Here is a 7,535-nt window from a genome sequence, read left to right on the forward strand (position 1 = left end):
TGGTTTCGTCCTCGACACGGGGCTTTCAGGGTAGTAACGGATCTCACTTTTCATCAGAAAAAGTAATATACACAGGAAACAGGCCGGATATGTCAGCACGGGGCGAAAGCCCCGGGCCAATCGTCAATGACAGAGGTGTTCATGCCGCGACACGCACGTCTTGATGCGGCAGGTGTGCTCCATCATGTGATCATAAGAGGAATCAACAGAAAAGGGATCTTCCTCGGAAACGATGACAGGGAAGACTTTGCCGGCCGACTGTCCGTTCTCTTGCCGGAAACCGCAACGGTCTGCTATGCATGGGCACTGATGTCCAACCATGCGCATATGCTGCTGCGCACAGGCGATGTTTCCCTGTCCACTTTCATGGCGCGGCTCCTCACCGGCTATGCCGGTGGTTTCAACCGAAGGCACAGGCGCAGCGGCCACCTCTTTCAGAACCGCTACAAATCCATCATCTGCCAGGAAGATCCCTACCTGCAGGAACTCCTGCGGTACATCCATCTCAATCCTCTCAGGGCCGGCATCGTTCCGGATTACGAGTCCCTCGGACACTATCAGTGGTCAGGTCATGCCGCCATCCTCGGCAACAGGGCGGTCCCCTGGCAGGATATACGGTACATTCTTGCCTTGTTTGGCCCTGATGAGAAGGAGGCCCGGGCAGTCTATCGCGAATTTGTCGGTATGGGGATAAGCCGGGGCCGGCGGCCGGAGCTTGCGGGAGGGGGACTGGTGAGAAGTCTCGGAGGATGGGAAGAGGTCAGAAGATCGGTCCGCGAGGGACCCGTGAAGGGTGATGAGCGCATATTGGGGGACACGTCTTTTGTTGCGGCTCTGCTTGCACGGGCGGAAGAGAGGATGACCCGGCGCTACGAGATGAAGCAGTCCGGTATCGATATGGCTGCAATAGAAAGAAGGGTTTGCCAGCTTTTCGAGATGCATCCGAAGGATCTTTATGTCCGGGGAAGACGAAAGAAGCTTGTCGAGGCAAGAAGCGTCTTCTGTTTCTTCGCGGTGACGGAACTGGAAACCACGCTGAAGGACCTCGCCATGCGTTTCGCAATCTCCGGACAGGCGATAGGCCTTGCCGTAGAGAGGGGGAGACAGATTGCACAGAGGAGGGGATTGAAGCTTACCAAATAAGTTTCTTACTTTCTTGGGGATGTCCCCCGGGTCCCCCGGTTTTTCGCTGCGCTGCCTGGCTCTTTTCTCTCGTCGTTGCCTTTATGATTAAGGCTCACCTTGGCACTATCTGTCGCTTATAATGGCTTAGTGCGCTCGCGGATGATTCTGAAGGGGTCCAAACATAGAATCTGGGGCTCTTCAGTTCTTTCTTCTCTTTATCTCCATATTCATAGCCAAACATATTGCGGGCGGGCACAGCACCCCATGAACTTGCATGTAAGCGACGGTCTGCCTGGTTTTCGGGGCCATGTTCGTTGCCGTCTCTGAACAGGGGCTCTTTAGCCGAGAATTGTGTACCCGGGGGCACTGGAAAGGCTATTGCCACATGGTCGCGCGAAACAGCAACGACAATGATTCCCCGGTTGGCCCGTTCCTGGACGTCCCCTTCCTTCAGTTCATTCCAAGCGGTCTTGTCGGCTTCTATTTCCCCCTTTATCTGTACAGCTATCAGACCCTTTTTCCATGCTCCCCGATCAGCCGGCAAACCCAGTTTTGTGAGCTCTTTTCCCACTCCCTGAAAGAAAAGATTACATACCAGCCTGGGTTTCAGGCCCTTATGATATCCCCCTTTAGGCCGATTGAGCTCCTTTGTCACCCTGTCCATGATATTGACGAGATTTGCAGCAGCCGGGGGAAATTTCGCATCTTTTACGCGCACGCAAACGCCCTCCCGGTTCTCAAATCCGGAGACACAACGACAATGGATGATAGTGTCTTTCTCGGAAACGGTCTCGACGGGCGCGGAGTTCGGCGGACACCCTTCCCCCCGGACCGGTTGGATGGGCACGATCGCGGCGAGCCCGGCCATTGCGACGGCAAACAAAGTAAGTGAGGGCTTCATCTATTTATCCAGCACGTAGATTCTTTCCTTCAGCCTGGTTTCGGACTTTTTGAACTCCTCGACGGCCGCGTTGAGTTTCGACTGCGCCTGATCGACGTCGCGCTGCGTTGCCGCGCCGGTCTTTACCCTGGCCGTTATCGTGTTGAACGCGGCGTCCGCATTTGCAAGCTTGTTGTAGGAAATGATCTCAGCCTCCCTGAGTGCCCTGACATCAGGGTAGCGCATGAACCTGTCAACAGCGGCCGCCGGCATGGGTTTCAGGAATTCCTGCTTTGGGAGTTGGAGGCGCGGCACCGTCAGGCTCTGCGTGCCTTTATCAAAGAGGTTCCTGAGTTTTGCGAGGCTCTGCTGGATCTGGGGGTCCTGCGGGTCCCTGCGGTTCGCTTCCTCGAGATAGAGTTTGGCTTGCGCAAGATTGCCGTTTCTCATGGCGAACTCGCCCTTCTGCCTCAAAATTATCGGTGTATCGGCAATCGCGCCCAGCTGACCTGCAAGCCTGCTGTCCACCGGAGCCAATCCAGCCATGCGCGAGCCTTCCGCGCTGGGATGGCGCCAGACGATGACAGGCGGACCCATAATGATGATGCGGCCCCCGCCGCCGGTTGTCCCGGGGCAGGGTCTGTCCAGAGGATACCCGCCGCGGAGTTCACCGTCGACCCAGCATTGTGCCTTCACGGGTGTTCCGTCCCCAGCCCGGGCACCCGGGGAAACTATCACGGCGGCAACGAGTACGAAGAGGGCTGCAATACTTACGGCCGCAATGCTATTCCATGCTCCCCGTCCGCTGTCAGGGCGTTTCGCAGTCCTTTCGGAAACGGGCCGACGCATTGTTAATACCTGGCCCGGGCGCGCATGGTCACCTGAGTCGTTCCCTGGGCGGGGATCATGGCGACGCTGTATGTGCCGCGTGGAATGCTGACGGACACCGAGTGAACACCGCTGATATGTGTGCGAAGGATTGGCGAGCCGGATGGTTTTTCTCCGGAACTGATGGCCTTCCATTGATCTTCCGTGATCACCATGAGGAGGACCCTTTTCCCGGGCTGAACGGCAACGTCGAAGAAAACCGTTGCCTGCTGGGGAACGAAAAGGTTCGAGGCGCTGCCGTTTTCGGAGAGGTTCACGTTCTGGCTGAGAAGGACGCGGTCCGAAGGTCCGACGGGAATCGAGTCGAGGGGGCCGGCAGCCGCCTGACTCGCTGTAAGGAACAGTGCGCAGGCAATGAGGGCGATGACACGGAGGGCCCGAAGAGGCCGGCGTGCCATGAGATCAGAACGCACGGGCGCAGACCCGATACGTGACGGATACAGACTGGGGATTCGAACTGAGAATTGCGACATAATAACCTCCCTGGTTTACGGTCAGTGATTGGCTTGCAGTCCCATCGATGGGCGCACGAACCTGCGGCCGCCCCGTGATCGGTCTTCCCGCATTCATTTCCGCCTTCTGTGCGCCTGTAATGACCAGCAGGGTGACCTGCTTGCCCGGCTGCACGGCAAAATCTATGGAGAGGAAAGCGCGGCTGGAGACATAAATGTCGGATCCGACGGCGCCGTTCGCGGGAACCATGACGGTCGTGTCCGGGTGAATCGTTTTGGCCCCTGGGTCGATCGGGATCGAATCGAGCGCGCCGGCCGATGCTGTTATCACCGGCATCATTGCCAGCACCGCAATGCCTGAGATGAACAGCGCTTTTGCACACAACCTCAACAGTCTTCTCAAAGTTTGCCTCGCAAGATGGAAGTTTGATATTTCTACAAAAACACCTCTAATCCAAAAATAGATTAGGAAAAGTGGTTTTGTATGTCAAGCCAATTCCAGTAAAAGGGGGAACCTCGAATTCTCAGGATGTCGGTTGCAGGAACGGGGATGAGCCCCCGCGGGCCACCCGGCTACCTGTCCAGTATCTCGCGGACCTTCTGAAGGAGCTTGCCGAGTGACAGCGGTTTCGCGATGAAGTCGAATTCCTTGTCCTTGATCCCTTTGTCAAGGACGACATCCCTGGTGTACCCGCTGGTGAAGAGCACCCTGACATGGGGGTCTATCCGGAGTATTGCCTCGAAGGCCTCCCTTCCGTTCTTTCTCGGCATGATCGAGTCGAGGATGATGAGATCTACCTCGCGGTGCAGTTTGAACTTATCGATCGCATCTTCACCGTCCACTGCCTCTATGCTCCTGTAGCCGTATTCCTCAAGCGCCTCCCGCATGATCCGTCGCACTCCTTCATCGTCCTCCGCGATAAGGATCGTCTCTTTCCCTCCCACGGGCACCGCCGTATCGGGTTCCTCCCGGACCTTTGTGATCGCGGCCGGGAGGTAGATGCGGAAGGCCGTGCCGTGGCCGGGTTCACTATATACGGTGACATAACCGTTGTGCTGTTTGACGATGCCGTAGACGGTTGCAAGACCCAACCCCGTGCCTTTCCCGGTCTCCTTTGTGGTGAAGAAGGGATCGAAGATCTTCTCCCGTGTTGCTTCATCCATACCTTCTCCCGTATCGGAGACGTTTATCAGCACATACCTCCCCGGCCCTCCGAACCCGTGAGCCTCTATGAACCGGCTGTCCATGTCGGCGATATCCGTCTCTACGGTGAGCGTCCCCCCTTCCGGCATGGCGTCCCTTGCGTTGGTGACAAGGTTGAAAAGGATCTGGTCCATCTGCGACTTGTCGGCCATAACGACCGTGTCATACCGGGTAAGGGATGTGCGCAGGTCAATATTCTCGGTAAGGAGCCTCTTGAGCAACGGCTGCGTCGTTCTTATTGCGTCATTCACATCCATGGGGAGAAGCGTGACGGGTTGCTGCCGGCTGAAGGTCAGAAGGCTCTGAGTGAGATCGGCACCCTTCTTGGAGGCAAGGAGAACCCGGTCCACGTATGACCGTAAGGAGCTGTCGCTGTCCAGTTTTGTTTGTATGAGGGATGCATATCCTATTAGGGTGGTGAGGATATTGTTGAAATCGTGGGCGATGCCTCCCGCAAGGGTCCCGATGGATTCCATTTTCTGGGCCTGGCGCAGCTGTGATTCCAGTTTTCTCAGTTCGGTGATATTTTCGCAGGTCATCAGGTAATCCCCGGAGGCAAGCCTTGAAGGAATGAACTCTATGATCTTTTTGATCCCGTCCCTGCATGTAACGGTAAAGACCCTCGGCTTGCGTTCAACCCGCCCGGCGTCCTTGAAATCCTCCACCCACGTCGAAATGACCGTATGCCTGTATTCGGCCTCAGGATAGGCCTTTCTGAACCACGTTCTGCCGTCCGGGATATCCGACAGATCATACCCGAAGAGTTCCGTGAACTTGGCGTTGACGTATGTGAAATGACCGTCTTTGTCGGTGAGAACCATTCCAAAGGGGGCGTTGTCCGAGAGGGTTCTCAGTTTTTCTCTTTCCCTGATGATCTCTTCCTCGGCCCTTTTCTGGGCGGTGACGTCCTGTATGATGGAGGCAAAATAGGCTATCGAAGCATCAGGGTTTCGGACCACCTGGGTGGAGACGAATACATCGGCAAGGGAACCATCCTTCCTGACATATCGTTTTTCGATACCGGTGACGTTGCTCCTGCCCCTCACCACGTCTTCGAAGAGCGGTCTCTCCCGGGCAAGGTCTTCGGGCGGCGTGATCTGCATCCATGTTTTTCGTTCCAGTTCATCGCGAGAGTACCCCAGCATTTCGCATAATCTGTCGTTGAAGTGGATCCACCGGCTGTCGGCACCGGTGATGGCAAAACCCACGATGGGAAGGTTGAAGAACGTGCGAAACCGCTCTTCGCTTGCCAGCAGCTTCTCCTCGGCGCGCTTGCGCTCGGTGATGTCGAGCAGGGTTCCGATGATCGCCGGTTTTCCCTCGTATACGGTGAAGGAGCTGTAAGCCTCGACATGCCTGATGTCTCCGCCCCTGGTGATTATCCTGAACTCATAGTGGTGTGACAGCAATTCGCCCGATATTCTCCTGCCTATGCTGGTACTCACCAGGGAAAGGTCTTCAGAAAATATCACATCATGCACGTTCAGCTTGTCCACCGCTTCCTCAACTGTGTACCCGAATATCTCGGCGCACCTCGCGTTGACGTACCGCACGGTTCCGTCCTGTTGCAGGACATATATGCCGGCTACGGACTTCTCGGCAAGGACCCGAAACTTGCGCTCCGATTCCCGCAGCGCCTCCTCGGTGCGCCTGCGCTCTGTTATGTCCCGAAACGTCCAGATCCTGCCGTAGTGGTATCCGTCCTCGCCGAGGACCGGGGCCGAGTACCTGTCCAGAAACATGCCGTTCTTGAATTCGATCTCGTCGCGGCTTGTCTCATAGGGGTGATCGTACAGGTAATTCACCTTCCCGAGGAACTGCTCGGGATACCTGACAAGACCGACGACATACTGAAGGAGGGCTTCATCATTTTCGTCATCCAGAATATGGTGGGGAACATCCCACATCTCCAGGATCCGCTGGTTGATGACAAGTCTTTTCTGATTCTCATCGATGACCAGAATGCCGTCGATGGACGTATTCATCTGCGCTTCGAGAAGAGCAGTTTTCCACTGCAGCGACCCTTCCGCGCCCCTTCTCATCCCTTCCGAACGCTCCAGTTCCCTGATCCTCTCTTTTAAAGAGGATATCTCCTCCATCAATTCCTGATTCGTTCCGGCCGAGTCTTTCATCTGCTCCTCTTCGGAGGGTGAATGGTGCCCTGACACAAAGACATAAACGATGGTATCACGTACAGTATTCTTGTCAATTGCCAAATCCCTGTGAAGAGCAACTGTGTGCCGGGGTCACATCCGGCGAATAGTCCCATATGCCCCTCGTTATGATTATGGCACAATATCGTTGGGCATTATGAGAGGCGGTTCAAAAGTTTCAACGTTCAACGGTTCAATGGTTCAAGGCAAGGCGCTGGAAGGCGATCATCATGATTGATTCCCGGAACGTGTGACATTGATGCCAGGACGGCACGGGGAATTGCGGGTGCATTCGGATTCCTTCCCCGCGCCGCACGGTCACTATCCTGTGCGGATAAGCATTTGACACACAAACACAACTCTTATATATTGTCCCTGTGCTCTCCGGTAGGAGGTGGTTTTGATTCCACCGGAAGCAATCGAAGATAATGTGAGGTATGGTGGGAGGTATGTCATTTTCAGCTTTAACAGTGCCATCATACGGAGGGATAGTAGTTGGCGACGATAGATATGTTCATTGATTTTCATGCAGTAATTGCCACAGCGCTGATCATGGGCGTTTCATTTGCCCTGTTCAGGCGGGAAGCGCTATCACCGGACGGGATAGACCGGATCACCGGGTTTTCGTTCTATCTGTCACTGTCGGTTTCAATAGTCTGGTTTGCATATACGCTTTCGCACATAAGCGGTACAGCACAACTGGGCAAGCCTTTATCGTTTTGCCTGTTTCTGCTGCTTTACGCGACAATTGTCAGGCTGGCAGCGTTTCTGGTTATCAGATTCAGGAAAGGCAATAAGGAAGAGTGAAAGATCCAGGCGTCGCTGCAACGCGT

7 protein-coding genes are annotated in these 7,535 nt (G+C 55.3%); 2 read left to right on the plus strand and 5 right to left on the minus strand.

Going from position 1 to position 7,535, the window contains the following annotated elements:
• The first annotated feature begins 141 nt into the window (after positions 1 to 141).
• Complete coding sequence (locus PHC90_13800) at positions 142 to 1,143, plus strand: transposase (protein ID MDD3847417.1); 1,002 nt, start codon at positions 142 to 144, stop codon at positions 1,141 to 1,143.
• A 94-nt stretch (positions 1,144 to 1,237) separates the two neighbouring features.
• Here PHC90_13800 and PHC90_13805 read toward each other — a convergent pair whose 3' ends face one another.
• The 5 genes from PHC90_13805 to PHC90_13825 all read right to left on the minus strand — a co-directional run bounded on the left by PHC90_13805 (position 1,238) and on the right by PHC90_13825 (position 6,681).
• Positions 1,238 to 2,026 carry a hypothetical protein gene (locus PHC90_13805; protein MDD3847418.1) on the minus strand — a complete coding sequence of 263 codons (789 nt, stop codon included), beginning with the start codon at positions 2,024 to 2,026 and terminating at the stop codon, positions 1,238 to 1,240.
• Positions 2,027 to 2,701, minus strand: a complete 675-nt coding sequence (locus PHC90_13810; protein MDD3847419.1) for a hypothetical protein — start codon at positions 2,699 to 2,701, stop codon at positions 2,027 to 2,029.
• 155 nt (positions 2,702 to 2,856) lie between these two features.
• Positions 2,857 to 3,291: a hypothetical protein gene (locus tag PHC90_13815; GenBank protein ID MDD3847420.1), complete on the minus strand. Its 435-nt coding sequence runs from the start codon at positions 3,289 to 3,291 to the stop codon at positions 2,857 to 2,859.
• A 4-nt stretch (positions 3,292 to 3,295) separates the two neighbouring features.
• Positions 3,296 to 3,748 carry a hypothetical protein gene (locus tag PHC90_13820; protein MDD3847421.1) on the minus strand — a complete coding sequence of 151 codons (453 nt, stop codon included), beginning with the start codon at positions 3,746 to 3,748 and terminating at the stop codon, positions 3,296 to 3,298.
• Between the two features lie 170 nt (positions 3,749 to 3,918).
• Positions 3,919 to 6,681, minus strand: a complete 2,763-nt coding sequence (locus PHC90_13825) for a PAS domain S-box protein (protein ID MDD3847422.1) — start codon at positions 6,679 to 6,681, stop codon at positions 3,919 to 3,921.
• A gap of 516 nt (positions 6,682 to 7,197) precedes the next feature.
• Here PHC90_13825 and PHC90_13830 point away from each other — a divergent pair.
• Positions 7,198 to 7,509 (plus strand): hypothetical protein, encoded by a 312-nt coding sequence (locus PHC90_13830; GenBank protein MDD3847423.1) that lies wholly within the window; start codon positions 7,198 to 7,200, stop codon positions 7,507 to 7,509.
• Positions 7,510 to 7,535: the final 26 nt, after the last annotated feature.

The organism is Syntrophorhabdaceae bacterium, assembly GCA_028698615.1.
Classification (GTDB): Bacteria; Desulfobacterota; Syntrophorhabdia; order Syntrophorhabdales; family Syntrophorhabdaceae; genus Delta-02.